General features: G+C 33.4%; 21 protein-coding genes. 11 read left to right on the plus strand and 10 right to left on the minus strand.

What is annotated here, in order from left to right:
- Nucleotides 1-2: 2 nt before the first annotated feature.
- Genes L0669_RS02765 through L0669_RS02775 form a run of 3 tightly spaced genes read right to left on the minus strand, consistent with a single transcriptional unit; the run spans nt 3 to nt 2,610 of the window.
- Nucleotides 3-1,580 (minus strand): S41 family peptidase, encoded by a 1,578-nt coding sequence (locus tag L0669_RS02765; RefSeq protein WP_263761142.1) that lies wholly within the window; start codon nt 1,578-1,580, stop codon nt 3-5.
- Nucleotides 1,580-2,011 carry a deoxycytidylate deaminase gene (locus L0669_RS02770; protein ID WP_173971416.1) on the minus strand — a complete coding sequence of 144 codons (432 nt, stop codon included), beginning with the start codon at nt 2,009-2,011 and terminating at the stop codon, nt 1,580-1,582. The genes L0669_RS02765 and L0669_RS02770 overlap by 1 nt, the downstream gene beginning before the upstream one ends.
- A gap of 5 nt (nt 2,012-2,016) precedes the next feature.
- Nucleotides 2,017-2,610, minus strand: coding sequence for a HupE/UreJ family protein (locus tag L0669_RS02775; protein WP_263761144.1), 594 nt, complete (start codon nt 2,608-2,610; stop codon nt 2,017-2,019).
- A 169-nt stretch (nt 2,611-2,779) separates the two neighbouring features.
- Here L0669_RS02775 and L0669_RS02780 point away from each other — a divergent pair, with 169 nt between their 5' ends.
- Nucleotides 2,780-3,211 carry a tellurite resistance TerB family protein gene (locus tag L0669_RS02780; protein ID WP_263761146.1) on the plus strand — a complete coding sequence of 144 codons (432 nt, stop codon included), beginning with the start codon at nt 2,780-2,782 and terminating at the stop codon, nt 3,209-3,211.
- A 160-nt stretch (nt 3,212-3,371) separates the two neighbouring features.
- Here L0669_RS02780 and fbp read toward each other — a convergent pair whose 3' ends face one another.
- Nucleotides 3,372-4,376: a class 1 fructose-bisphosphatase gene (gene fbp, locus L0669_RS02785; protein WP_173970320.1), complete on the minus strand. Its 1,005-nt coding sequence runs from the start codon at nt 4,374-4,376 to the stop codon at nt 3,372-3,374.
- Between the two features lie 263 nt (nt 4,377-4,639).
- Between fbp and L0669_RS02790 the strand changes: the two genes are divergently transcribed.
- Together L0669_RS02790 and L0669_RS02795 are read left to right on the plus strand one after the other, a co-directional pair.
- Nucleotides 4,640-5,128 carry a GNAT family N-acetyltransferase gene (locus L0669_RS02790; RefSeq protein WP_263761148.1) on the plus strand — a complete coding sequence of 163 codons (489 nt, stop codon included), beginning with the start codon at nt 4,640-4,642 and terminating at the stop codon, nt 5,126-5,128.
- A gap of 138 nt (nt 5,129-5,266) precedes the next feature.
- Entirely contained in the window at nt 5,267-6,526 is a 1,260-nt protein-coding gene (locus L0669_RS02795) for an aspartate kinase (protein ID WP_173970322.1), read from the plus strand.
- 74 nt (nt 6,527-6,600) lie between these two features.
- Here L0669_RS02795 and L0669_RS02800 read toward each other — a convergent pair whose 3' ends face one another.
- The 3 genes from L0669_RS02800 to L0669_RS02810 all read right to left on the minus strand — a co-directional run bounded on the left by L0669_RS02800 (nt 6,601) and on the right by L0669_RS02810 (nt 10,362).
- Nucleotides 6,601-8,778, minus strand: a complete 2,178-nt coding sequence (locus L0669_RS02800; RefSeq protein ID WP_263761150.1) for a TonB-dependent receptor domain-containing protein — start codon at nt 8,776-8,778, stop codon at nt 6,601-6,603.
- A gap of 115 nt (nt 8,779-8,893) precedes the next feature.
- Nucleotides 8,894-9,955 carry a helix-turn-helix domain-containing protein gene (locus L0669_RS02805; RefSeq protein ID WP_263761152.1) on the minus strand — a complete coding sequence of 354 codons (1,062 nt, stop codon included), beginning with the start codon at nt 9,953-9,955 and terminating at the stop codon, nt 8,894-8,896.
- A gap of 38 nt (nt 9,956-9,993) precedes the next feature.
- Complete coding sequence (locus L0669_RS02810; RefSeq protein WP_263761155.1) at nt 9,994-10,362, minus strand: helix-turn-helix transcriptional regulator; 369 nt, start codon at nt 10,360-10,362, stop codon at nt 9,994-9,996.
- Between the two features lie 340 nt (nt 10,363-10,702).
- On the opposite strand from L0669_RS02810, the gene L0669_RS02815 reads away from it, so the two are divergent.
- The 5 genes from L0669_RS02815 to L0669_RS02835 all read left to right on the plus strand — a co-directional run bounded on the left by L0669_RS02815 (nt 10,703) and on the right by L0669_RS02835 (nt 16,586).
- Nucleotides 10,703-10,933 (plus strand): DUF5808 domain-containing protein, encoded by a 231-nt coding sequence (locus L0669_RS02815; protein WP_263761157.1) that lies wholly within the window; start codon nt 10,703-10,705, stop codon nt 10,931-10,933.
- Nucleotides 10,934-10,979: 46 nt separating this feature from the next.
- Nucleotides 10,980-11,150, plus strand: coding sequence for a hypothetical protein (locus tag L0669_RS02820; RefSeq protein ID WP_173970327.1), 171 nt, complete (start codon nt 10,980-10,982; stop codon nt 11,148-11,150).
- Between the two features lie 90 nt (nt 11,151-11,240).
- Complete coding sequence (locus L0669_RS02825) at nt 11,241-14,672, plus strand: hypothetical protein (RefSeq protein WP_263761159.1); 3,432 nt, start codon at nt 11,241-11,243, stop codon at nt 14,670-14,672.
- Nucleotides 14,673-14,735: 63 nt separating this feature from the next.
- The gene (locus L0669_RS02830; protein WP_263761161.1) at nt 14,736-15,269 is read left to right on the plus strand and encodes a hypothetical protein; all 534 of its coding nucleotides are present in this window, start codon (nt 14,736-14,738) and stop codon (nt 15,267-15,269) included.
- A gap of 246 nt (nt 15,270-15,515) precedes the next feature.
- Nucleotides 15,516-16,586, plus strand: coding sequence for a glycosyltransferase (locus L0669_RS02835; protein ID WP_173970330.1), 1,071 nt, complete (start codon nt 15,516-15,518; stop codon nt 16,584-16,586).
- Nucleotides 16,587-16,588: 2 nt separating this feature from the next.
- On the opposite strand, the gene L0669_RS02840 is transcribed toward L0669_RS02835, so the two are convergent.
- The 3 genes from L0669_RS02840 to L0669_RS02850 all read right to left on the minus strand — a co-directional run bounded on the left by L0669_RS02840 (nt 16,589) and on the right by L0669_RS02850 (nt 20,030).
- A complete protein-coding gene (locus L0669_RS02840; protein ID WP_173970331.1) occupies nt 16,589-17,884 on the minus strand; it encodes a porin in 1,296 nt (431 codons plus the stop codon).
- Nucleotides 17,885-18,054: 170 nt separating this feature from the next.
- A complete protein-coding gene (locus L0669_RS02845) occupies nt 18,055-19,134 on the minus strand; it encodes a sensor histidine kinase (RefSeq protein WP_173970332.1) in 1,080 nt (359 codons plus the stop codon).
- A gap of 212 nt (nt 19,135-19,346) precedes the next feature.
- Entirely contained in the window at nt 19,347-20,030 is a 684-nt protein-coding gene (locus L0669_RS02850; RefSeq protein WP_041518469.1) for a response regulator transcription factor, read from the minus strand.
- A gap of 233 nt (nt 20,031-20,263) precedes the next feature.
- Here L0669_RS02850 and L0669_RS02855 point away from each other — a divergent pair, with 233 nt between their 5' ends.
- The 3 genes from L0669_RS02855 (at nt 20,264) to L0669_RS02865 (ending at nt 24,877) form a co-directional block, all read left to right on the plus strand.
- Complete coding sequence (locus tag L0669_RS02855; protein WP_263761164.1) at nt 20,264-23,083, plus strand: TonB-dependent receptor; 2,820 nt, start codon at nt 20,264-20,266, stop codon at nt 23,081-23,083.
- Nucleotides 23,084-23,216: 133 nt separating this feature from the next.
- Entirely contained in the window at nt 23,217-24,431 is a 1,215-nt protein-coding gene (locus L0669_RS02860) for a hypothetical protein (RefSeq protein ID WP_263761166.1), read from the plus strand.
- A 107-nt stretch (nt 24,432-24,538) separates the two neighbouring features.
- Nucleotides 24,539-24,877: a T9SS type A sorting domain-containing protein gene (locus L0669_RS02865; protein WP_263761167.1), complete on the plus strand. Its 339-nt coding sequence runs from the start codon at nt 24,539-24,541 to the stop codon at nt 24,875-24,877.
- Nucleotides 24,878-24,993: the final 116 nt, after the last annotated feature.

Genomic DNA, 24,993 nt, shown 5'->3' on the forward strand with positions numbered 1-24,993 from the left:
GATTACTTTTTCGGATTCAAAACTGCTTTGATCATGGCATCATCTTTCAGGATAACATCATAATAATACAATTCGCCATAAAGCTGACGGGCAAATTCTGCAGCAATATAACGGTTTACCAATGCTTTGGTTTTATCTAATTTTAAGTCAAGCCCTGTCATTAAAATATAATTTCTGAACTTTTTAAAATAAGCATCAGAGCTTTTCATCTTAGCCAAAAACTCATTAAAATGAAGTCCCGCAAAAGCATCGCGGTTTTTATCTAATTCCTCAAAAACAAAATGCCCCACAATTCCGGTCTGCATTAAATAAGCCACATTCTCGTTTCCGTGTTCTGCTTCAATTGGCACAAAAATGTCAGGAACGATTCCGCCGCCGCCATAAACGATTTTACCTTTTGGAGTTTTAAATTTTAATGAGTCGGCTACTTTTATGCTGTCTTTTGCATAAAGTTCGCCTGATTTTACACGCGATTCTGATTCTTTAAAATACTCTTCGTTTCCTTTTTTATAAGGTTTCTGAATCGATCTTCCGGTTGGGGTATAATATCTCGCTACGGTTAATCGCACAGCAGATCCGTCATTGAAATCCATTTCGCGTTGTACCAATCCTTTACCAAAAGAACGGCGACCTACAATAGTTCCGCGATCGCTATCCTGAATAGCTCCTGCCAAAATTTCGCTTGCTGAAGCACTATTTTCATTAATTAAAACGTAGACTTTTCCGGTTTCAAAACTTCCTGCTTTTGTCGCAAAAGTTTTTTCGGTTGTTCCGTTTTTATTCTTGGTAAAAACAATCAGCTGTTTGTCTTTCAAAAACTCATCGGCAATTGCAATAGCTTCTTCCATATAACCGCCGCCATTATCGCGAAGGTCGATGATAAGTGATTCAATTCCGTTTTGTTTTAGTCGCGTTAAACCGGTTTTAAATTCATTAAAAGTAGTTTCTGCAAAACGGTTGATCTTGATATAACCTGTTTTATTATCGAGCAATAAAGAAGCATCCACACTTTTTATAGGGATAATATCTCTTTTTACTTTAAACTTTAATTTCTTTTGTTCTGATTTTCTAAAAACCGTCAATTCAATTTCAGAACCTTTTATTCCTTTTAATTTCGAAAATAAACTGTCAGATGGTAATCTTCTGCCGTATAATTTCGTTTTTCCTGCAAATAAAATTCTATCTCCGGATTTTATTCCGGCTTTCGCCGAAGGTCCGTTTTCGATTGGTTTTATAATCGCAACAGAATCTTTATACATATAAAAATTAATTCCGATTCCCACGAAATCACCTTTCATACTTTCGGCTACTTCAGCCTGTTCTGTTGGCGGAATATAAACAGAATGCGGATCTAATTTTGAGAGAATATTATCTACGGTAAGGTTTACAATAGAATCGGTATTGATGCTATCAACATATTCGTTATTGATAAAATCAATGAGTTTGTTCAGCTTGGTTTTCGAATAATTTTTAGCCAAAAGCTGATCATCAACGGGAGCATTCATAAGGCTTCCGCTGACAATACCAAGAGCAAAGGTTGCTCCTATAATAATTGGCAAATATTTTGAGTTAAATTTCATTATTCTTCTAAAACAGGAATATGTTCTACTTCGACACCTGCTTTTATTAAAAACTGAATTCCGGAATCATCACGATATCCGTTATGATACACCACTCTTTTTATTCCTGACTGATGTATCAATTTACTGCATTCTTTGCAAGGTGAAAGCGTAATATATAAAGTGGCACCTTCGCACGATTGTGTTGATCTGGCTACTTTAAGTATTGCATTTGCCTCGGCATGAAGAACATCCCAACGGGTTAAACCGTCTTCGTCTTCACAGCAATTTTCAAATCCGGATGGCGTACCATTGTATCCATCAGAAATAATCATTCGGTCTTTTACGATAATGGCACCTACCTTTTTTCGCATGCAATAGGAAAGTGCTCCCCATTCTGTCGCAATTCTTAAATAAGCCTTATCGTATTTATTTAACTTTTTTTCTTCCATTTACTTTATCTGTTCCAAATTGGGCTTTCGATAATCATCGGAACTACAACTCCAATAATAAAAGCCGACATTACAAGTGCCCAATCGCGCTTTGAAAAGCGAAATACGGTTTGTACAATATATGATATAATCAGAACTACAAAAACCACAACTAACTGAGCTGCTTCGATTCCTAACGCAAACTCGCCTAAAGGTAGTAATTTTGAACTAGGTGAGCCACCTAAAATTGTCTTGAAATAATTAGAGAAGCCAAGTCCGTGAATTATCCCAAAAAACAGGGTTACAAAAAACACTAAATTCAGTCCGTCATTCTTAGATGTTTTACCTGCTGTAAAAAGATTAAAAACCGCCGTTATCAAAATAGTGATCGGAATTAAAAACTCGACTGTATTAACTTTTATAGCAATGATTCCGTAAACTGAAAGCAATAAAGCCAAAGTATGGCCAATTGTAAATATAGAAACGAGAAGCAAAATGCGTTTCCAGTCTTTGAACAAATAAGGGGTTGTTAATGCGATTAAAAAAAGAACGTGATCATAAGCGTGAATATCTAAAACGTGCTTTAATCCTATTTGAAAATAAATCCAAAATTCTGACATACGGGTAATACTATTAAATGTTTAGGGGTTGTAAACTTACGATTTATTTTGAAGATTTAATGAGGCCAAAGATTAATTCAATGAATATTGATAAGTTAAAATTTATGAGAAAATTAAAATTAATAATTTAAAATAAAATTTATCTTTGCTTAATAAAAATCCACAAATTATGCCATTTTCAGAATTATTTGATAACGAATTCAAACAAAGAAACAGAGGTCATTTCTCTGCAATTGTGCGTGTAGCTTTTGCTGACGGCAAAATAAGTCCAGAGGAAAAAGATTTCTTAGGAAAACTAGCTTCAACATTACAAATCTCAGAAGACGAATACAACGAAATTTTAAAAGATCCGTTGAAACACCCAATAAACCCACCTTATTTATACTCTCAACGTTTAGAGCGTTTGTATGATTTAGCCAGAATGGTTCACGTAGATCACCATTTAGGAGATCAACAAGAAGTGATGTTAACCCGTATGGGACTAGCTTTAGGATTTACTCCAGGAAACGTAAATTATATTATTAGAAAAGCATTGTCTCTAGTAGACAAAAAAGTAGATTTAGATACTTTCCTTTTCGAAATGGAAAACATGAACAAATAGTATCCAGTTTACAGTCTCAGTCACAGTAGACAGTGTTGTACCGAAAATTGAAGCTTAATTGAAACCAAAAAATAAACCCGACAGATTTTAAAAATCTGTCGGGTTTTCTATTTAGTTCAATCTGAGACTGAAAACTGAGACTGCGACTGAGACTGAAAACTTACTCAGCTGCCATAAACTCTTCTGCTTTTTCTACCATATTATAACTTCCGCAGAAAAAAGGAACTCTTTGATGTAATTCTGTTGGCTGAATTTCCATGATTCTTCCAAAACCATCTGTGGCCTTTCCTCCTGCTTGCTCTGCAATAAACGCCATTGGGTTACATTCGTATAATAAACGTAATTTCCCTTTTGGTGCTTTTGAACTTGTTGGATACAAATAAATGCCGCCTTTGATCATATTGCGATGAAAATCAGCAACCAAACTTCCGATATATCGGGAAGTATAAGGTCTGTCTTCTTCTTCTCTCTGACAATATTTAATGTAATTTTTTACTCCTTGCGGAAAATGAACATAGTTTCCTTCATTCACAGAATAGATATTTCCGTTTTGAGGAAATTTCATATTCGGGTGTGACAGATAAAATGTACCAATTGCCGGATTCAGTGTAAAACCATTTACGCCATGACCTGTGGTATATACCAACATGGTCGAAGTTCCATAAATTACATAACCTGCTGCAACTTGATTGATTCCCGGTTGTAAAAAATCCTCGCTTGTTACCGGAGTTCCTATTGGAGTAATTCTTCTAAAAACAGAAAAAATAGTTCCTACTGAAACATTTACATCAATGTTTGAAGATCCGTCAAGCGGATCCATTAAGATCACGTACTTATTATTATGACTGTTGTCGCTCCCCTGAACAGTAATAAAATCGTCGTTTTCTTCTGAAGCAATACCACAGACAATCTCACGGTTTATTAACGTCTGGATAAATACTTCGTTTGCATACACATCTAATTTTTGTTGGTCTTCGCCCTGTACATTTTGTTCGCCTGCAGCGCCAATAATGTCTACCAGTCCGGCTTTGTTTACTTTATAGTTTACGACCTTGGCCGCCAAACGTATAGAGTTGATAATTCGGGAAAGCTCTCCCGACGAATACTGAAATGCTTTTTGGTTCTCAATAATAAACTCTCCTAGTGTTTTATTGCGTTCTTCCATTACTATATCGTTATAGATTTTGATTATAAGTCACAAATATCGCTTTTTTTGTGAGAATGATTCAAAAATTATTTTGTTAGTTTGCCACTATTGTATATTTGCTAATTAATAGCAGGAAGTGTCAAATAAAAAAATACATTTTTAGCTAATAAACGCTTAATAATAAGAATATATGAATTGCCCTTATAAGAAATTCGTACAAGCAAATTTTTAAAATAAAAGCGGTAATTGTATATTTAGGATTAAAATAAAACGAATAGAATATGAATATTAGAAAAGGAAATCCTGAAGACATGGAATCGGTTTTGGGATTAATACAGGAGTTGGCAATATTCGAAAAAGAACCGGAGGCTGTTGTCATTACTGTAGAAGATTTAGTGCGCGATGGCTTTGGCGAAAAACCATTATTTCATGTTTTTGTTGCAGAAATCGAAGATGAATCAAGCAACAAAGAAATAGTTGGAATCGCATTGTATTATTACAGATATTCTACCTGGAAAGGTAAAACCATACATCTTGAAGATTTGATTGTTAAAGAAAAAATGCGCGGGACAGGTTTAGGATCTGCTCTTTATGCTGAAATCATGAGACAAGGTAAAAAAGATAACGTAAGAAGAGTTGAATGGAATGTTCTGGACTGGAATACTCCTGCCGTAAAATTCTACGAAAACTCTGGTGCAAAAATTCTGGAAGAATGGAGAGTGGTTCAAATGGATGAAGCGGGCGTAAATTCGTTCTTACAAAAATTATAAAGATATATTTTGCCACAGATTAAAATGATTTTCACAGATTTTTAAAATCTTTTTAATCCTAATAATCTGTGGCAGGAAAACAAAATACTAGATTTCGATTTGAATCTGAAATCTAAAATTAAAAATCTAAAATTAATAATGAGAGTATTTAAATTTGGTGGTGCATCGGTTAAAGATGCTGATGGAATTAAAAACGTATACGACGTTTTACAAAAAGTAGGTTATGAAGATGTGATTTTGGTCGTTTCGGCAATGGGAAAAACGACAAATGCTCTTGAAGTTGTTATCAAGAATTATTTTGATAAATCGGCAGAGTTGAATTCATCTGTACAAGAAATAAAAAAATATCACAATCAAATATTATTAGATTTATTTGAGGATGAAAAACACGAAGTTTTTACGGCTGTAAAAGCTCAGTTTTCTGAATTAGAATATTTCCTGGCGCATAATAAATCTCCTAATTACAATTTTGTTTACGATCAGGTGGTAAGTTTTGGAGAATTAATTTCGACTACCATCTTAAGTCATTATATGAATTACAGAGGTATTCAGACGCAATGGCTTGATGTTCGTAATTTCATTAAAACCAATGCAAATTACAGAGATGCGGAAGTAGATTGGGAAACGACTCAACAATTGATCAGCAAAAATGTAAAACGCAAAATATTAAACATCACTCAAGGATTTTTAGGTGCTGACGAAAATAACTTTACTACTACTCTTGGTCGTGAAGGTTCTGATTATACAGCAGGAATTTTTGCTTATTGCTTAAATGCCGAAAGTGTAACCATATGGAAAGATGTTCCGGGAGTTATGAATGCGGATCCGCGTTATTTTGAGAATGCGAGTTTGTTGAATCAAATCTCTTATCGTGAAGCAATCGAATTGGCTTTTTACGGTGCAACGGTTATTCACCCAAAAACATTACAGCCATTACAGAAAAAAGAAATTCCGTTATACGTAAAATCGTTTATCAACCCATTATTAAAAGGAACCTGCGTTTCTAAAGGTGTTGATTTAGAGCCACAATATCCGTGTTTTATTGTAAAAAGAGAACAGCTTTTAATTTCGCTTTCTTCAATTGATTTCTCTTTCATTATGGAAGAAAACATCAGCGAGATTTTTGGTTTATTCCACGAATTCAAAATCAAAGTAAACTTAATCCAGAACTCTGCAATTAGTTTTTCTGTTTGCGTTGAAGATAAATTCGGAAATTTCAATGAATTAAACGCTATTCTTTCGAAAAAATTCAAAGTAGATTATAATGAGAATGTGACTTTATATACTATTCGTCACTTTACAGAAAATGCAGCCGAAACTGTTGAAGCAAACAAAGAAGTTTTACTAAAACAAGTAAGCCGCGAAACAATGCAAATTGTTACTAAAGAGATCAACTAAATCTTCTTTATACGTTAATTATACAATTCAATTATATTTAGAAAAGGCTTCACTAATATGTGAAGCCTTTTTCTTTATCTCGCTCTGTTATTTTCGCTTTGTTCAATCTCTGTTTTCTTAAAAGCTTGTTTCTTTGAATTTCCAAAACTATATGTTGCTATCAGTTTAAAATAATTGGTGGTGTAGGTTCTGTGGTAATATATTTCGGTTTGACCAACATCATAATTACCGGAAACCATAAAATCGTGAAAGATATCATTTGCGGTAAAATTGAGTTTCAGGGCATCTTTCAAAAAGTTTCTTTCGATTCCTACAGTAACTGTCGATCTGCTATTTTCGCTTCTTAATCCGTAGCTTTTATCGCCAAGATACCAGGCAAGCAACTGAACTTTAAAAAGATTCGGAATCGTAAATGTATTATTAGAATAGAGATAGATTTGAGGTTTGACAGGACCCAAAGCATATTCATAAAAATTATCGATAGATTTGCTTAAATTCATACTAATGGTATTTGTCGAACTCCACCATTTGTTTGTAAATGATCTTGAAAGCGAAGTAAAAAAAGTATGTTCTTTTTCTATATTTAATGATCTCAAAATATAACTATTTGGTGTATCACCGCGCAAAGCAGCTCCGGAAATTGGATCGATTTTATAGGTATATCCTATTTTAAAATCAAACTTTTTGTACATCGTACCAATCTCAAAGGCGTGAGTTTTTTCAGGAAGTAAATTAGGATTTCCTTCTATAGTAGTAAAGGGATCCTGATAAATAACAAACGGATTCAAACCCTGATATCTTGGTCTTGTTATTCTGGAAACATACGATGCATGTAGTTTTAAATCATCTGAAACATCCATATTTAGTAACACATTAGGAAAAAAATTGCCATAACTTTTTTTGAATTCCTGAATCCCATTTGCAGTAGTGTACAAATTATAATTCGTCCATTCGCCTCGTGCGCCAACCGAAAAACTAAACTTCTCCCCTAATGAACTTCCATAATTAAAATAAGCGGCACTGATTTTTTCAACATATTTAAAATCACTCGAGAGTTGATCATCAGGTTCAAAATCGCCATTTTCTACATCAGAAATCAGGAAAACTGTTCCTGATTCTACTGTTGCATTGCTGTATTTTGCTCCGGTTTCGAGCTTTGTATTTTCATTTATCTTTTTAGAATAATCTGCCTGAATGCTTATAATATCAATTCTATTGTCGACATTATTCTTCAGATACTTTTCAGCATTACGTTCGTCAACCCAACTATTTTCATCGATAAAATCTTTTACAGTTCCGTTATAATTAGAGTATTGTGTTCCTATAAACAACGACGAACCCTTACTATCTGTTATTGCATTATAATTTAGATTAATGAACTGATTCAGCAGCACATCATTTTTAGCAATATCTGTGGCATAAAAACTATTTCCCACATTATTACTAATAGAGTTTCGGCTTTCTACAACTCCTCCCAAATCTTCAATATTGCCGCTATACGCTAATGAAATGTAATTCTTTTCAGAGAACGTGTATTGCAATCCAAAACCAAAGTTCGAATAATTATTAAACTGACGTTTCCAATCTGTGGTTAATTCAGATCGCATATATTCATCCGGATTTGGTCGTGTTCTGGTCGTATATAACAATTCGCGGCCTTTGCCCAATTGCAATCCGTAATTGGTGATGAACGAAAATTTGCCTTTTGTATAATTAAAATCCAAAAGTGTATTAGTACTCGTTCCGGCAAACTCAGAAACGGTCACTTGCTGACTCGCGCTTCCTAACATTCCGTTTTCGATATTTTTTTTGGTAATAATATTAATAACCGCCTTTCCTTCGGCATCGTATTTTGAAGATGGATTTGAAATTACTTCGATTTTTAAAATTTGAGAAACCGGAATCGCAGCAAAACGTTCGTAATTAATCAAAATTCCGTTAAGGTAAATAATCGCTTCTCCTCTCCCCAGAACACTTATTTGTCCTTCGGCTACAATAACATTCGGAACCCTGCCCAATAATTCATTGACCGAACTACTTGTTGAAAGCAATGTATTTGCGACGTTTATATCAAGCGTTCCGTTGGCAGCATATTTTACTAACGATGCCTGTTTTTTAATAACTACTTCGTTTAATTCGTTATTGGGAGTTACAATCTTTTCCTGAGTTGTTTTTGAAGATTGTGCGTTTGCAGTAATGGCATAAAGAATCATGCAATACCTATAAATAAAATTGGTAACTGAAAATCTCATGAATTTTGGCGATTAAAATTTGACTTATTTTTAAAGCAAAAGTCAACTGATAATCGCATTATGAGGTAACCAAAAGAGAAACTAGGAGTACGAATTTATAAATTCACACTTTCTGCTACGATCGTAAAGTCTGATTTTGGTAGTTGGAAGGCGTTGTTCCGGTATACTTTTTAAAGGCAACAAAAAATGTCGATTTAGAATTAAAACCTACATCGTAGCCAATAGATTCTAAAGTAAGTTTATCATTTGAAGTTATAATTTCACAAGCTTCTTTTATTCTAAATTCATTTACAAAGCTGGTAAAGTTCTTACCTAAATTATTATTTAAAAGTTGGGATAATTGATGACTTGAAATGTTTATTTCTTTAGACAAATCCTGCAATGTAAGATTGGGATTTTTATACAATGCTTTTTCATTCATTACACTTTCGAGTTTTTGTGTAAAAATTTCCGCTTCGGTTGCATCTATCTTTTTACCGGAATTCTTTGATCCGTTTAATAAAAACAAATCATCGGTTTTTTTACGATATAAAAGGATCGAAATAATTAAATAGAACATAATCGAAAAAACAATTGCCCCACTAATATAAGTAGCGGCCGGAGCGTTCATTATGGCAAGAAAATAAAAAAAGAATAAAAGGGAATTGCCTAGAAAAAGCATTCCGAACCACATTTCTGCCGGAGTTGCTTTGTATTTTTTACTTATGATTTTTTGTAGAATGTCTTTAATGGTAAAGCCGGAAAAAATAATATACACAAACCATTGAAAATAAATCGCTTTTATAAAATAGTGTCTCCACAGTTCCGGATAATATTCATAAGGATATAAAAATCCAATTGTACCTATAAATAAAGCCCAGAATAAAAGGGTAAGTTTCCAGGATTTGGGCATTATATTAATTTCGGCAACGGCTGATTTGAGGAAATAATATAAAAAGGGACCAATAAAAAAGCAAGCGGTTAACCCAAATTGCAAATACATTTTTGGCAACGTAGGATTAAAATACACAAAAACCGATTTTCCAATTCTGATGCTTAGTGCGAATAATAATGCACCCAAAAAATAATTGGTCAGGAACTTTTTCTTCGTAAAAAAGAAGAAATATACACTTAAAATAATTCCGTTAAAAACTCCTAATGCGCTAAAAAAGAATAAGAGTTCTTTGCTGGTATCCATAATTTAAGTTTGTTTTATTCTCACAAAGCTAAAAAAAATTATGACTTTAATGCTTTTTTATCCTTCTTCAAATCCTTAATTACTTTCTTCAGCTCTTTGATGCGTTCTTCGTATTGCACGATTATTTCACCTGATATCTGATTTACAGTATTGTTAGAAGACGATCCCTTGTCCAGATCTACTTTGAGTAAATCTTCAGGAGTTATATCATAAATTTTACAGATGGTTAAAATATGATTTGCCCACGAATGGCTTTCGCCGCTTTCCATTCTAGCATACGCTGATTGAGATATATGAAGACAATCTGCTACTTCTTCTTGTGACATGTTTTTGTTTTTCCGAAGTATTTTAAGTTTATTACCTACAACAGTATGCATAATTAATACAGTTTTTCGTTCTAAAAGCATAGAGGACAGTTTTATAAATATATACTCACAAAAAAGAGACTATTTTTAAATAAAAAACAGATATAATTTACTTATTAAAAATACCCGATAATCACATAATAAAAAGGCGCACAAAACAGTAATTTAGATTTTCCAAAAAACAAGTAGATAGTACCTGAAATCAGGGATAAAATCTATTAAAAAACTTAACCACTTAATCTACACAATATGAGTAATGCATCATTGTTTTTATGTCTTCTAATAATAATTATCGCACTTGGTTACCGATTTTCGAAAAAACATCGTTAAAAATCTTCTTTCAAATTAATTAGTAATAATAAATTTAAAGTGCGAAAAAACCATGGGCATAAACAATAAACCTGATCAGGAAAACCATAACGATTGGGACAATGATCCGGATAACTGGATCTGGGGAATGTTCTATTATAATCCAAAAGACAATAGATTATTTCCTCCTAAAAGAATAAAAGAATTTGGCTGGACAATAAATTTTGCCAATCCCAATTCTGTTTTTATAGCGTTAATTGTCATTGCAATTCTCCTTATTCTTGGGGAACATAGTAATCATTAAACGCAAAAAAAGAATAACTGCCCCTGATTAATTTATTCACTAAAACATGAAATTCTTTATATTCAAATATAGTATGGCTATTATTAGCTGTCTTTATTTAGCTTACTTTTTCTACAGCCCGGATCATACGGGCAATATGATTAAAACCGGAACTTCAATTGTATTGGCTCTTTTAATTTTTCTTTCTATGTACAGTCAGATAAAAAGCAGAAAATAACCTTAAAAACACAACTAAAATCTCCAAATTACAGACTCGGAATTTCCCAATTATAAATACTACTTTTGATTTTTTAGAGTTAAAGTATTTATGTTGAAAAAATTACTGTTTTTAACGGTTTTTATCTGGTATTCCGGGCTTCAGGCACAGGAAACGGAATCATCGTACAAAACGAAAAAAGTAATTGTAAGCCGTGACACGATTCATCTCGAAGAATTCAGCATCAATTCCAGCTTTTTTGAAATTCTAAATACAAAAAACAAAATCATAGATTCTAGTTTTTATAAAATCGATTTTCAAAAAGGAACTTTGATTTTAACCGAAAATGCAGGCACTCTTTCTGATACTTTAATTGTAAATTATTTAAAATATCCTGATTTCTTAACCAAAGAATACAGTCTCTACAAATCAGATCAGGTAGTTACCAATGATGTTGGTTCTGAAAGATTGTATCGAATTGATAATACCAGCACTAAGAAAGTCACTCCGTTTGATGGTTTGGTAACTTCAGGAAGCATCACGCGTGGCGTTACGGTGGGAAATAATCAAAATACGGTTTTAAACTCTAATCTGGATCTTCAGATTACCGGAAAAATATCAGACAAAATAAGTCTTCGGGCTTCTCTTCAGGACAATAATATTCCGCTTCAGGATGGTGGTTATTCGCAAAAGCTGGATCAATTCGATAATATTTTTATAGAACTTTTTAGCAACGACTGGAACATTCGGGCGGGAGATGTTTTTTTAGAAAACAGAAAAACTCAATTTTTAAATTTTAATAAAAAAGTACAAGGCCTTTCGACCAGTTTTAATTTTGGAGATGAAGAAAGCAAAACCAATATTTTTGCATCGGTCGCTTTTGTAAAAGGCCAATATGCTAAAAGTACTTTTACAGGGCAGGAAGGTAATCAGGGACCTTATAAATTAAAAGGACAAAATGGAGAATTGTATGTTCTGGTAATTTCAGGATCAGAGCGTGTTTATGTAAATGGTATTTTGCTAAAACGCGGCGAAAACAACGATTATGTAATTGACTATAATGCGGGAGAAATTACTTTTACCTCTCTTTTTACGATTACATCAGAAATGCGTATTAATGTAGAATATCAATATTCTGAACGCAATTATAATCGTCTGGTTACATATGCCGGCGCGACTCATGAAAATAAAAACTGGAGTTTTGGCGGTTATATTTATTCTGAAAATGATATGAAAAACCAGCCTCTTCAACAAAATCTTTCAACAGAACAAGTGGAGATTTTGAGTCAGGCGGGAGACAATCCTAATTTAATGAAAGCGCCATCAGCTTATGAAGATACTTATGCTGAGAATAAAATTTTATATAAAAAAATACTGGTCAATTCTGTAGAAGCTTATGAATATTCTAATGATGCGAGCAATGTTTTATACAATGTAAAGTTTAGCCTCATGGGCAATAATCTTGGAAATTACATCATTCAAAACAACAATTCGGTAGAACGTATTTATGAATATGTTCCTCCGGTAAGCGGTGTTTTACAAGGAAATTATGAACCTATCGTACAATTAGTTGCTCCAATAAAATTGCAAGTGGCTACTTTTTTAGGAAAATACAATCCTGACGAAAAAACGCTGGTAGATTTTGAAATTGCCATAAGCAACAACGACAAAAATTTATTTTCGAAAATTGATGATGGAGATAATAGCGGAGTTGCACTTAAAACCAACATCAAAAAACGTCTTTTTACCCGCGAATGGACTTTAGATGGTTTTGCTAACTATCAGTTTGTTCAGGAAGATTTTAGATCTGTTGAGCGATTGTATAATATAGAATTTAACAGAGACTGGAATTTAAACGAACCCCTTTATGGCAATCAGAGCTTATTGGTTACGGGTTTAAACTTTGATTTATTTACTAAAAAAGAAACCTCAAATATTGGTTTGTTTACCTATCAGTTTGAAAAATTAGATTACTCCGAAAGTTATTCCGGGGCAAGACATACCACGACTGCATTATTTAAATTAAAAAACTGGACGATCGAAAATCAAGGCAGTTTTATGAATAGTGACGCGACAAATTCTACTTCGAAATTTATTCGAAATCAAACCAGAACAAAATATCATTTTGGCAAAAACTGGATTGGCGCGAGTATGCAACTCGAAAATAATCAGCAACGGGATAAAGTTAGCAATCAGTTTTCGGCTTTAAGCCAAAGATTCACAGAATACGGCGCTTTTCTCGGTCGTGGAGACAGCACTAAAGTATATGTAGAAATTGGGTATTTGCAACGCCGAAATGATAGTTTGCAAAACGGATTGCTGCAGCACGTAAACAATTCGCAAACGTATTATTTAAAGTCAAAACTTATTCAGAATAAAACAACCGATTTAGCGGTTTACGCCAGTTATCGTAATCTTGATTTTATAAATTCATCCCGAAAAAATGAGCCGTCCTTAAATTCGAGAATACTTTACAACGATCGATTCTTTAATCAATTCATGCAAATTGGTACGGCTTACGAAACCAGTTCCGGAACTATTGCGCAACAAGAATTTACTTATGTTGAAGTGCCAACAGGTCAGGGTGTTTATACCTGGAACGATTATAACGGCAACGGAATTCAGGAATTAGAGGAGTTTGAAATTGCCGCTTTTCCGGATCAGGCCAAATATGTTCGCATCTTTTTACCCAACCAGATTTATATTAAAACCAATCAAAATAAATTTTCGCAATCTGTTGCCCTGAATCCGCTGCAATGGCAAAACGAAACGGGCTTTAAAAAAATCGCTTCTTATTTTTACAATCAGACTTCTTTTATCATGGATCGAAAGGTAAAAAGCCAGGGCGAGCGTTTAGAACTCAACCCATTTGATTCATCTGAAGAAAATATCTTAGGATTGAATTCGAGTTTTAGAAACAGCCTGTATTATAATCGCGGAAAACAAAAGCATTCGGTAACATATACCTACCTTATTAATAAAGGTAAAAATTTACTGTCTATAGGTTCGCAAAATGTGCGAAACAGTTCCAATCAATTGCAGTATACTCATTTGTATCAAAAAAGCTGGTTGTTCAACTTCTTTACCAAAACCATCAATACCAACTTAGTTTCTAAAGATTTTGTCGAAAAAAACTACGATTTAAGAGGGTATCAATTGGCACCAAAAATTAGTTATTTGTTTTCTAAAAATACGAGTTTAGATTTTTTCTATGAATTTCAGAACAAAGAAAATCAAATTGGCGATTTCGAAACTTTAGTTCAAAACAGACTTGGAACTTCTTTTTCGTTTGCGGGAGAGAAAAAAGTAACTTTAAACGGAGAGTTTTCTTTTTACCAAAATAAATTTAACGGAAACGAATTTTCATCAGTAGGATTTCAGATGCTCGAAGGGCTTCAGGAAGGGCAAAATTTAGTCTGGAAACTGCTTTTACAAAAGAACTTAACTCAGTTTCTGGATGTAAATTTAAACTATCAGGGGAGAAAAAGTGAGACGGGATCAGTTGTTCATACGGGCAATGTTCAGCTTCGTGCTTATTTTTAACACTTTACGAAAAACGTATTAATAAATTGATTAATTTTAATTGAAATTTAAATAGGAAACCTTATGAAAAAATTATTATTACTTTGCTTAATGGTGGTTTTATCTACCAATTTCTACGCCCAGGAAACTGCTACAAAAGCAGCTAAAAGCAAGACTGAAGCGACGGCTAAAAAAGCTAAATCTGATGCGGATAAAGCAAAAGCCGATGCGAAAAAAGAAGCTGCAAAATCTAAAAAAGCAGCCAAAGATGCCACAGATGCCTCGGCAGCAAGTGCCGCAGCAACTAAAAAAGCAGCCGACAAAGAAGCAGCTAAAGCAAAAAGCGATGCTACTAAAGCTTCAAAAAAAGCAACTTCAGCAGCAGAAGGAGCTAAGGCAGACGCAAAAAAAGCTGAAACCAAAGCAACTGTAGCTAAAAAAGATGCTACAGCAACGAAAAAAACGGCTACTAAAACATTAAAAGAAACTACCGAAAAAGCTCCTAAAGTAGCCGATAAAGTTACCGGAGAATACAACGGAAAAAAGGTATATACAGGACCAAAAGGTGGTAAATACTACATCAATAAAAACGGAAATAAAACTTATATTCAGGATTAGTTTAAAGGTGCTGAGATTCTAAGGTTCTGAGGCTCTAAGATGCTAAGGTTCTAAGATGTATATATTATAAAGGTAAAAACTTCAAGCCGGACTTATGTTCGGCTTTTTTATTTAACAAGCAAAAAACTTAGCATCTTAGTACCTTAGAAACTTAGAAGCTTAAATCAGAGTTAATAATTTAGTAATATGTACGAAATAACATAAAAAGCTTATTTCTTTATCTTCGTTTTTAAAAAGCGTTAAACTATGAGCATTGACTATTCTGCGAACAAAACAATTTTAGTTGCTCCATTAAACTGGGGATTAGGCCATGCCACAAGATGTATCCCAATTATAAAAGCGCTTCAAGAAAATAATTTTATCCCGATAATAGCTTCTGATGGAGTTGCCCTGGCATTATTAAGAAAGGAATTTCCATACATTCAAACACTGGAGTTACCTTCTTATCATATTGAATATGCTAAAAATGGCAAAAACTTTAAATGGAAGCTGATTAAAAGTTTACCTAAAATGATTGTCGCTATTTTAGATGAGAAAAAAATGGTGAACCGCTGGATCAAAAAACATGGGATCGATGGTATTATTTCAGACAACCGATTAGGTGTTTTCAGTAAAAAAATCCCATCTGTTTTTATGACACATCAATTAAATGTCATGACCGGAAACACGACTTGGTTTACTAGTAAATGCCATCAGTATATTATAAAAAAATACAATGAATGCTGGGTTCCCGACACCAATGAAACGGTGAATTTAACCGGTAACTTGGGTCATCTTAAAACCAATCATCTTAACTTAAAATATATTGGTCCTTTGAGCAGAATGCGTAAAAAGGAAACGCCAAAATTATATGATTTGATGGTGATTTTGTCCGGACCTGAACCTCAGCGTACTTTTTTAGACGAGAAACTTCAAAAAGAAGTGGCCAATTATAAAGGTAAAGTGGTTTTTGTACAAGGTATTGTAGAGAAAACGCAAACCAAATGGCAAGCCGGAAATGTTACGTATTACAATTTTATGAACTCAAAACAACTGGAACAAACCTTTAACGAAAGTGATTTTGTTTTATGTCGTTCGGGTTATACAACTGTAATGGATTTGGCAAAATTGGGTAAAAAAGCTTTTTTTATTCCAACTCCGGGACAATATGAGCAAGAATATTTAGCGATAAAACTTCAGGAAGAAAACCTGGTACCGTATGCAATGCAAAACGACTTTACCATTGAAGATCTTTCAAAAGTAAAGTCGTTTAAAGGTTTAACTCAGTTTAACGAAGATATCGACTGGGATTCGCTATTTAGCGTTTTCGAAGATTAATTTTAGAAATTAAACTGGGCTTGCAGTCGTAATAAATTTCCTTGCTGACGGTTGATAGGAAGCACACTGTCTTCGAAAGTCCTGTCGGCAATGACATATTCGGCTGTAAACTCAAAAGCTTTAATGGGCTGCCATTCTATACCAATTTCATAATCTCTAACGACATAACTTCTGGCGTCTTTTTCGTATTTTTTTCCTCCATCATAATATTGAAATTTTGCAAAAGGATATATGTGTTGTTTTTTAATATCTAATTTATAATTCAGCAAAACATAACCACCGTTTAAATCTGTTTCGTCAACCGTATTGGTTACTGTATTGTAACGAGGTCCTGTACCAATATTATATTCTGTCTGAATTCCGAAAGGTCTAGGATACAAAACAAACGTTGCTCCTACTCTTTGGTCCTTAACATATTGCGGATCATTGACTTTTACTCCCGGTGAAATTTCGCCTGTAAAAGCCCATTTTCCTGTGTAAGCCTGAATTCCTGGTTCGATAATCTGGCTTCCAATAACAAAAGGATAGGTTAATCTGGCAACAACATTTAAATCTCTGTTTCCATCAAGTTTATTGGCAATTTGCCCATTGTAAACTCCAAAAGCAAAAACTCCATAATCACCAGAACCTTTATAACCATCTTTTACCAACATGGCAAAACGCTCTCTGATTTCGGCCGGAGCCCAATAAAAGAATATTCCTAAATCACGTTCGTTTAGTATGGCGCTATTCATCGCATCATTACGATCTAATGCTAAACGCTGTGAACTGGATTGCATGTTTTCGAAACCATACGGAATTTTACTTTGCCCAACACGAACGCGATATTCTCTTTTCTTATCAAAAGAAAGGTCGAAATACAAATCACGAATCTGAACAAAATTCTGGATTCCTGTACTTGGCGAACTCGCAAAATCAGGTTGGAAATAAAAAAACACATTAGGGTGTACTTGCCCTGAAAACACTAAACGTGCACGTCTGATAAAAAGTCCGTTGTTCGCTTTTGCATCCGGATCAGTAGATGTTGTCCCCCAGGATTTATCACATTGTTCGCAGGAAACTTTATCATTTGTAGAAAAAAGACCATTGTATCGTATTTGTGCATATCCTCTTAAAGAAATTCTGTCATACCAGTGTTCTTCAACTCCTCCTCCGGATTTAGTGTCCGGAAGTTTTGCTTTGTTGATAGAATCTAAAATACGCATTACTTCGTTTTTTACATCCTGTTTATTTAAATCCTGAGCATTTGCTGCAAAATTCAACAGCAATAAAACGGCAACTAATTTTCTTTTTATCATCCTTTCTCTAATATCCCTTAATTTCAGGGTACAAAGATGTAGCATCAATGTTAAGAAATCATTAACAGGATGTTACTATAATAAAAATTTAATGTTACGAAGTTTTGCTTTAAATTGATTAATTGTTAAAACGCCTTATTTTAAGGCACTTCGCTTAAATCAGCTTACAATTATTTAACTTCGGTTTTTACAGCTTTATGGGCTTTTTCGAGTGTAAAAGAAAACTCAGATCCAATTCCGAATTCACTTTCTACATATACTTTCTCTTTATGAGCTTCAATAATATGTTTTACAATCGCTAATCCAAGACCAGAACCACCTTCTGAACGGGTTCCGCTTTTATCAACTCTGTAAAAACGTTCAAAAAGTCTTGGAATATTTTGTTTTTCAACTCCTTCTCCGTTATCGCTAATACGAATTAAGACTTTTTTCTTAGTTAAGTTTACCACACCAACCTCGGTTAAACCGCCATCTTTACCATATTTGATAGAATTGACAATCAGGTTTTCTAAAACTTGCTGAATCCTGTCCTGATCTCCGCGAATGATAACCGACTGTACATTTTTGCTTTCAAAAGCCAATTTGATTTTCTTTTTGTCGGCTTTCATTTCTAACAAATCAAAAACGTTCTGAATAAGTTCGACGATATTAAAATCAGTCATATTCAAATCCAGATCACCTGATTCTAATTTGGTAATCATGTCCAGATCTTCTACAATATATATAAGACGCTCTACTCCCTTTTCAGCACGTTTTAAATATTTTTTTCTAATGTTCTTATCGTCCATCGCGCCATCAAGCAAAGTCGAAACATAACCCTGAACCGTAAACAATGGGGTTTTTAATTCGTGCGAAACGTTACCAAGAAATTCTCTGCGGTATTGTTCACGAATTTCGAGCATTTCGATTTCCAGCTTTTTGTCGGTAGCAAACTTTTTCACTTCACGCGAAAGCGTTTCCATATCTGTAGTAATAGGCTGATTGATTAATGTCGTAGATTCTAACAACGAAACCTCATCGTAGATTTTCTTTACCCTTCTGTAAATAAATCGCTCTACACGATATTGCAATACCAGAAATGAGAAAATATAAATTGAAATAATAAAAATAATCCCAAATGCAACCTGATGTTTCAGTTGATTTTTATAGAATAAATTCATCAGGATTAGTACAAATCCTGTTCCGAAAAGACTTATGTATAATGCCGACTTTACAGCAAATTTGTATGTTTTTTTAAAATTAATTTTCATTGATATTATTAAGAGATTATATTTTTACCATATAAGTTATATAAGTTCATTTAAAGTAAAGCGCAATTGTATAATACATTAAGAACTTAAAAAAAGAAATCTTTGTCAAAGTTTTGAACTTTGACAAAGATAAACTTTGATTCGAAAAGTATGTTGTACTATAATTTAAATGAACTTATATAACTTATATGGTTCAAATATTTATTGAATGTCTAGACTTCAAATTTATAACCAACACCTTTGATGGTTTTAAAAAGGTCTTCTCCTATTTTTTCGCGTAGTTTTCTAATATGAACATCTATTGTTCTTCCTCCTACTACCACTTCATTACCCCAAACTTTATCCAGGATTTCGTCTCTTTTAAAAACTTTTCCAGGTTTTGAAGCCAATAAATAAAATAATTCGAATTCTTTTCTTGGTAAAGCAATTTCTACATTGCCTTTTATGATCTTATATTCCTCTCGGTTAATCTCGATTCCGCCAACATTTAGAGTGTCACTAACAACTTCTTGTTCTTTTAACCTTCTTAACAAAGCCTTTACTTTGCTTACCAGTAATTTTGGTTTTATTGGTTTGGTGATATAATCATCTGCACCTGCATCAAAGCCAGCCACTTGTGAGTAATCTTCGCTTCTCGCTGTTAAGAATGTTATGATAACATTATTTAATTCAGGGATTTTTCTGATGTGTTCGCAAGCTTCCATTCCATCCATTTCGGCCATCATTACATCCATAATAATTAAGTCCGGCAATTCTTTCTGAGCCTTTGCAATAGCTTCTTTTCCGTTAGAAGCTGTTACAATCTGGTAGCCTTCCTGAGCAAGGTTATAGCCAACGATTTCTAAGATATCTGGTTCATCGTCAACTAATAAAATCTTGGTTTGTGTTTTTTTCATAAATAGCAAAAATTGAGATTTTTACATCAAATTTTCTTCATTATACATTCGATGTTTTTTATTTCACAGCGTAAATATACTAACAAAATAACCGTTAAAAATTGCGGTTAACGGTAATTTAATCTGGTAACAATTTGATAATCTACAAGACACAAAAACATAACAAGTGCCTAACATGAACTTTACACGGCGTTTCTTTCTTTGCACAAAAATAAATTAAACACAACACTGAAATGAAATTCAATTTAAAATTTCTATTTATTACATTATTTATTTGTACGATTTCGGTCGCGCAAAACAAAGGTACGATTTCTGGTGTATTAACCGACAAAGAAACCAACAATCAGCCTTTACCTTTCGCAAATGTTTTAGTAAAAGGGACTACAACAAGCGCGAACACTGACATTGACGGAAAATATTCGTTGAACGTAAATCCAGGAAACTACATTCTTATTTTTAGTTTTGTTGGATATGAATCTGTAGAGCAACCAGTAACTGTTAAAGCAAATGAAACTATCAAAGTAAATCAGGTACTTTCGTCTGGAAGCTATACTCTTAAGGATGTAGTTGTAAAATCTACAGCAAGCAAAGAAAAAGAAACGGCCTTATTACTAGACCAAAAAAATGCTGTTGTTATTAAACAAAGTATTGGTGCACAAGAAATGTCACGAAAAGGTGTTAGCGATGTTGAGGCAGGTTTGACAAAAGTAACAGGAATCACTAAAGTAGACGGAAGGGGTTTATTTGTGAGAGGTTTAGAGGATCGTTACAACACTCTTTTACTTAACGACCTGGCTGTTCCGTCAAACAATCCATTCAAAAAAATCATTCCGTTAGATATTTTTCCAACAGATATTGTAAGCGTTTTAGAAACATACAAAACTTTCAATCCTAATTTATACGGTGATTTTGCTGGAGCAACTTTTAACATTATAACAACTGCTACAGGAAAAAGTCAAACAAAAATTAATTTTGGAGCTGGTTATACAATCAACAATAACCTAAAAAAATTCCTTATTTCGAGAGACGCGACTTCAACATCTGATTTCTTCGGATTTTCTGGAAACGAAAGAGATTTACCATCTGCTTTAAACAAAACTCCAGGTAACCAAGCATTAACTACAGACCAGGCTGCAAACGGATTTGGTTCAGGGTTTGACGTTAAAAGTGACGTAGCTCCGTTAAATACAAGTTTTGGAGTTACTCATTCAGAAAAATTCAACGTAGGTAAAAACCAAAATGTATTTCAATATTTGGTATCATTAAACTACGAGAATAAATATCAAATCAGAAGTGGAGCTGACAGAATCTTTAATACTGCAGCAGGTAATTATGATAATAATTTAAATACAACACAGTATAAATTTATCACAAATTCATCTGCATTATTAGGTTTAACTTATAAAACAAAAAGACTTTCTCTTACATCAAACACGATCTACCTAAAGTCGACTGAAAACTTAATACAAGATCAGATAGGTTACACAAATTCTAACGTAGCCCAAACAAATGGTATTATAAGAATGAATCAATTGCAACAGTCTAATTTTTTTAACACACAATTGTTTGGTACTTATAAAATAACTGAGGATGAAAGACACACTTTAAAATCTGGTGTTTCGTACTCTACAACACAATACGAACTTCCTGACAGAAAATCTTTTAAAGGTGTTAAAACTGATGACAATACAACTTCAATCTCATATACCGGTAATAGTATAACAAGACAATATCTTGATTTTAAAGGCGACCAACATATCTCTGGTTTAGTAGAATACAGTTGGAAATTTGGAAATGAAGATCTAAGTAAATCACACAAACTTACAGCAGGATATAACGGCTATATGAACAAAATGGGATCTGAATTCAGATTTCTAGTATCACAAATGTTAAAAGATTCAAATAACAGTGCTACTTTCCCAACGAATACTCCTGATGCTACTTTGAGAAATGAAATTTTAAATAACCAATTCACTTACTCAGAAGGAACAAACTCAACTTACAAAGCAATGTTAGAAGAATTTGTTAACGCCGGATACTTAGATTTAGGCTTGAAATTCTCTGAAAAATTTGAATTGAATGTAGGAGCAAGAGTTGAACAAACTCATAGAGATACAAAATATAAGGAAGCAGGAAGTTTTGAAAATCCATATGAAAATATAATTAATGATAAAACAGATATTTTACCGTCTATAAATACAAAATATATGGTAAATGAAAAATCAAACTTAAGATTTGCAGCTTCAAAAACTATTACAAGACCAGTAATTATGGAGTCTTACCCTCTTGAATTTGTAAATCCAGATGGTACCATAGAAAGAGGTAATCAATTTTTGACTAATAGTGCGAACTATAACTTTGATTTAAAATACGAATTATTCCCAACTAGTAAGGAATTAATTTCTGCTACAGTTTTCACTAAAATGATAGATAATCCTATCGAAAGATTATTTACGACTTCAGCAGGAAGCGGTGGACAAATCATAACATACGGTAATTCTGATAAAGCTGTATTATATGGTGCTGAATTAGAATTCTTATTCCAGTTAGAAAGAATTTCGAAATCATTATCTAATTTCTCATTTGGTGCAAATGCTTCATTAATGGATACAAAAGTAACTATTAATAAAGTTTTTGAAAATGGAGTGAACAACCCAGAAACCATTACAGCTGACGAGAATCCATCTAGAAAATTACAAGGAGCTTCTCCTTGGATCTTAAATGCTGACCTTAGATATGAATCAGTATTTAGTGAAAAATGGAAAAGCTCTATGACTATGGTTTATAATGTTTATAGCAAACGAATCTACGCCGTAGGTACAAATGGATTAGATAATTATTATGAAATGCCGTATGGTAAACTTGACTTTATCTGGCAAAACAAAATTTCAGACAAATTTGATGTTAAACTTTCTATAGACAACCTTTTAAACCCAGCTTATAAAATAGAAATGGGTGACAAGAGCAGAATTGAAATAACTGAAAACGATCTTACAGTAAGAGAATACAAAAAAGGAGTAGGTTTCTCTATGAATGTATCTTACACATTTTAAGAAACACTTAACAATTACAAAACACAAGCTTAAATAACGAGTAATAATTTGATAACATTCTCTTAAATAGATTAAAAGAGACTCGGGTTACATTTGTTCAAGATTGAAATAAATAAAACAAAACACAAAACTTATGAAAAAATTAGTATTCTGCTTAGCAGTTTTAGGAAGTATCTTTACAGGATGTTCAAGTGACAACAATAACGATGCACCCGTAAAACAACCAGTATCTGGAGAAATATCTTCAAATATTACAGCAAATAAAACTTATGCTTACGGTAACTATACATTAAAAGGGATGATCAAAGTTAGCAGTGGTGTAACTCTTACTTTTGAGCCAGGTTGTACAATTACTTGCGACAAAACTACAGGAGAAAACGGTCTTATTATATTAAATGGAGGAAAACTAATCGCTAACGGTACAGCAGATGCTCCAATCGTTTTTACTGAAAAATCAAAATTAGGAGGTTCTTGGGCTGGTATCATCATGTACGGTGATGCTCCAATCGTAAACTCAGCAACTGCTCCTGCTCCACAAACAGCAATTTCAGAAGATGGTTTAAACTTACCTTACGGAGGTTCAAATGCAGCTCACAATGGAGGTTCATTGAAATATGTAAGAGTTGAATATGCTGGACAAGTAATTACAACTAACAGTAAAGAAAATAACGGATTCTCATTCTACTCTGTTGGAACAGGAACTGTGTTAGATCACTTAGTTTCATACAAAGGTAATGATGACGGTTTTGAATTTTACGGAGGAACTGTAAGCTTAACAAACTCAATTTCTTACGGTAATAGTGATGACTCTTTTGACTGGCAAGATGGATGGAGAGGTCAAGACAATTCAAACTGGTATGCATACCAAACAGGTGTTGCTAACTACGGTATCGAAGTAGAATCTAAAAGTGTTGACAATGCATTCTGGCCAAAAATTACTGGTATTACTCTTAGAAGAGCTGCTGGTACAACTACAGAAGCACAAAACGAAATTCAATTAGATGCTATCCAATTTAAAAAAGAAGGAAATGGTGATTACAGCAACATCGTAATTGATGGTTTTGGTAGCCAAACTACTCCAAAAGCTTATGAAGGTGGTGCTATTCAAATATTAGACAAAGCTACTTATGATCATCAAGTTGCCGGAGGAAAAATCAAATTAAACAACGTGAAAATCACTAATACTCCAATTACGTTCATTTCAGGAGTTCCTGCTGTATTCACAGTAACTGCAGCTAGTTTTGTTCCTGCAACAAATTGGACAGTTAGTACTACTGCTACAGGAGCTGTTTTAACTGGTGGTGCATGGGCTACAGTTGACGGTGTAAATCTATTAGCGAAACTATAAGTTCTTCACATATAAATTGTTAAAAACATCCTAAAAATTTAGGATGTTTTTTTTTGGCGCACTTTTTGTAATTTTTTTTGTATATTTACGGTAATCAAAAAAATGCGATGGCAAAAAACTACTTTTATATTACATTCTTATTGGCTTTTTTCTTTACTATAAGTGTCTCGGCGCAAGATAGCAAGCAATTACCAAAACCTCAAGAGGCAACTACTATTGAGGGTCTAAGCTTGTACCCTAATCCCGTGACAAGCGGAAAAGTATCCATCTCGTCTAAAAATGACCTTGAAAAAGAAATTATAATTTTTGATGTTCTGGGTAAAAAAGTACTTCAAACACATTTAAGTTCAAGAGAATTAAATGTATCAGAACTTGTTCCAGGTGTATACATCATTAAAATAAGCGAAGAAAATGCTTCTGCAACAAGAAAGCTCATTATTCGATAAATCATAAAAAAGCTCCTTTTCAGGAGCTTTTTTAGTTTTTAGTCCCAGTGTCAGTTTTCAGAGATCACCAGGAACGCTGAGCTTTTTATTTCATTAGCTTTGCGACTCTTTGTGAT

The organism is Flavobacterium bizetiae, assembly GCF_024271895.1.
In the GTDB taxonomy this organism is placed as follows: Bacteria; Bacteroidota; Bacteroidia; order Flavobacteriales; family Flavobacteriaceae; genus Flavobacterium; species Flavobacterium bizetiae.